Origin of the sequence: Mesorhizobium sp. M7A.F.Ca.CA.004.12.1.1, assembly GCF_003997835.1 — a bacterium.
Taxonomy (GTDB): domain Bacteria; phylum Pseudomonadota; class Alphaproteobacteria; order Rhizobiales; family Rhizobiaceae; genus Mesorhizobium.
On sequence record NZ_RZRK01000997.1, the window covers coordinates 1 to 1,935 of the forward strand.

General features: G+C 63.8%; 2 protein-coding genes. Both read left to right on the forward strand.

Going from position 1 to position 1,935, the window contains the following annotated elements; genetic code table 11:
• Window positions 1-828: LysR substrate-binding domain-containing protein (locus EN984_RS32765; protein WP_127384270.1), on the forward strand; the 828-nt coding region annotated here is incomplete at its 5' end.
• Window positions 829-957: 129 nt separating this feature from the next.
• A partial coding sequence (locus EN984_RS32770; RefSeq protein WP_164765839.1) for a siderophore-interacting protein occupies window positions 958-1,935 on the forward strand: 978 nt, incomplete at its 3' end.

The following is a 1,935-nucleotide window of genomic DNA, read 5'->3' on the forward strand; positions in this document are numbered from 1 at the left end:
GGGCGGGCGCTTGGCATCTCGGCTTCCGCTGTCGGCAAAAGTGTCGCCCGGCTCGAGCAGGAACTCGGCGTGCGGCTCCTGCAGCGCAGCACGCGGCGCATTGGCCTGACGGAAGAGGGCAAGCTGTTCAACGAGCGGGTGCGCCGCATCCTCGACGACATCGACGATGCCGAGGCGATGCTGTCGCAGACACGGGAAACACCGCGTGGGCGGCTGCGCATATCCACCCCGATCGTCACCTATCATCTGCTGCTGCCGGTGCTGTCGGAGTTCATGGCACGCTATCCCGAGATCGAGCTCGACATCGATTTCAACGACCGGATCGTCGACGTCATCGACGAGGGTATCGATGTCGCGATCCGCAGCGGCGAACTGCCGGATTCGCGCCTTGTGTCGAGACCCGTTGCGCCCTTTCGCATGCTGCTGTGCGCGGCGCCCTCCTACCTGGACCGCCATGGCGCCCCCAGCGTGCCGGCTGATCTCATCAGACATTTCGGCATAAACTTCCGCTTCCTGAACAGCGGCAGGCTGCTGGAGTGGCCGTTCACTACCGGAAGCGCCGAACCGCAGATCCGCTCGATGCTGACCTGCAACAACATGGAAGCCTTGAAGGGCGCCACGCTCGCCGGCCTCGGCATAGCTTGCATGCCGGATTTCCTGGTGCGCGAGGCGCTGCACGAAGACAGGCTGCGTACCGTCCTCGATGGTCATGTCGACGGCCGTGGCCAGTTCCGGATGCTGTGGCCCTCCAATCGCCATCTGTCGCCGAAGGTGCGCGTCTTCGTTGATTTCCTTCCCGAGCGACTTGCTGCGACAAGCGGCTCGTAGCCAACTCATCGAATAAATATGATTATTATTGTCATGTTTATGTGGAAACATCGGAGCGGCTGTGGCATGCCGCTGACGGTGAGGGTGCCGCGCGGCGCCTTGCCCGAACCGTTTCGAAGGACTTGAGCGATGGACCAACTTAGCGCGCAAACCCGGATCAGCGACGCGGCGATCAGATCGGTGATGGACCGGCTGCGCGCAGAGCACAGCGAATTCGAGATCGACACTGGCGTTGCCGACCAGTGGGAGCTCCGCCTCTACTACGGCTCGTTGAGCGCTACGCTCGATGATGAAAGCGTGCTGATCCGCGTCGCGGCGACAGACGAAACCTGCCTGTCCTACATGAAGATGACGGTCGCCGGCCATGTCGCCGAACATCTCGGCACGACCAAGGGCATCCATTGGCAAGGCGACGGCAGCGACGCCGGTACTCCGGTCTTCTTCCGCGAGATCACGGTGATGTCGTCGACGCGGATATCGGCGCATATGCAGCGCCTGCGCTTCGCCGGCAAGGATCTCGGCCGATTTAGCCATGGCGGCCTGCACATGCGGCTGCTGCTGCCGCCGCCTGGCCGCCGGCTGGTTTGGCCGACGATGGGCGCTGACGGCTTGATCGTCTGGCCTTCTGGCGACGATGCGCTTGCTGTGCGGGTCTACACGATCCGGGCGCTGGATGCCGCAAGCGGTTGGCTCGATGTCGATTTCGTGTTGCACCCCGGCCAGAACACGCCCGCCGCCACATTCGCGCAAAACGCACGGGCGGGAGACGTCATCGGCATGATCGGACCCGGCGGCGGCGACGCCCCGGTGGCGCAGACCTTGCTTCTGCTCGGCGACGACACCGCGCTGCCCGCCATCGGCAGGATTTTGGAGCATCTGCCGCCATCAACACGTGCCGAGGCGCTGATCGAGGTCGATAGCCCGGATGACCGAATAGCGCTGGCGCAAGGGGACAATATCGACATCACCTGGCTTTACCGGCGCGGCCTCGAGGCCGGCACCGCGGGCCTATTGTCGACCGCCTTGCGTGAGCGCAATCACATGGCGCTTGCCGACGGCCTGTACGTCTGGGCAAGTTGCGAATTCGGCGATTTCCGGGAGATACGC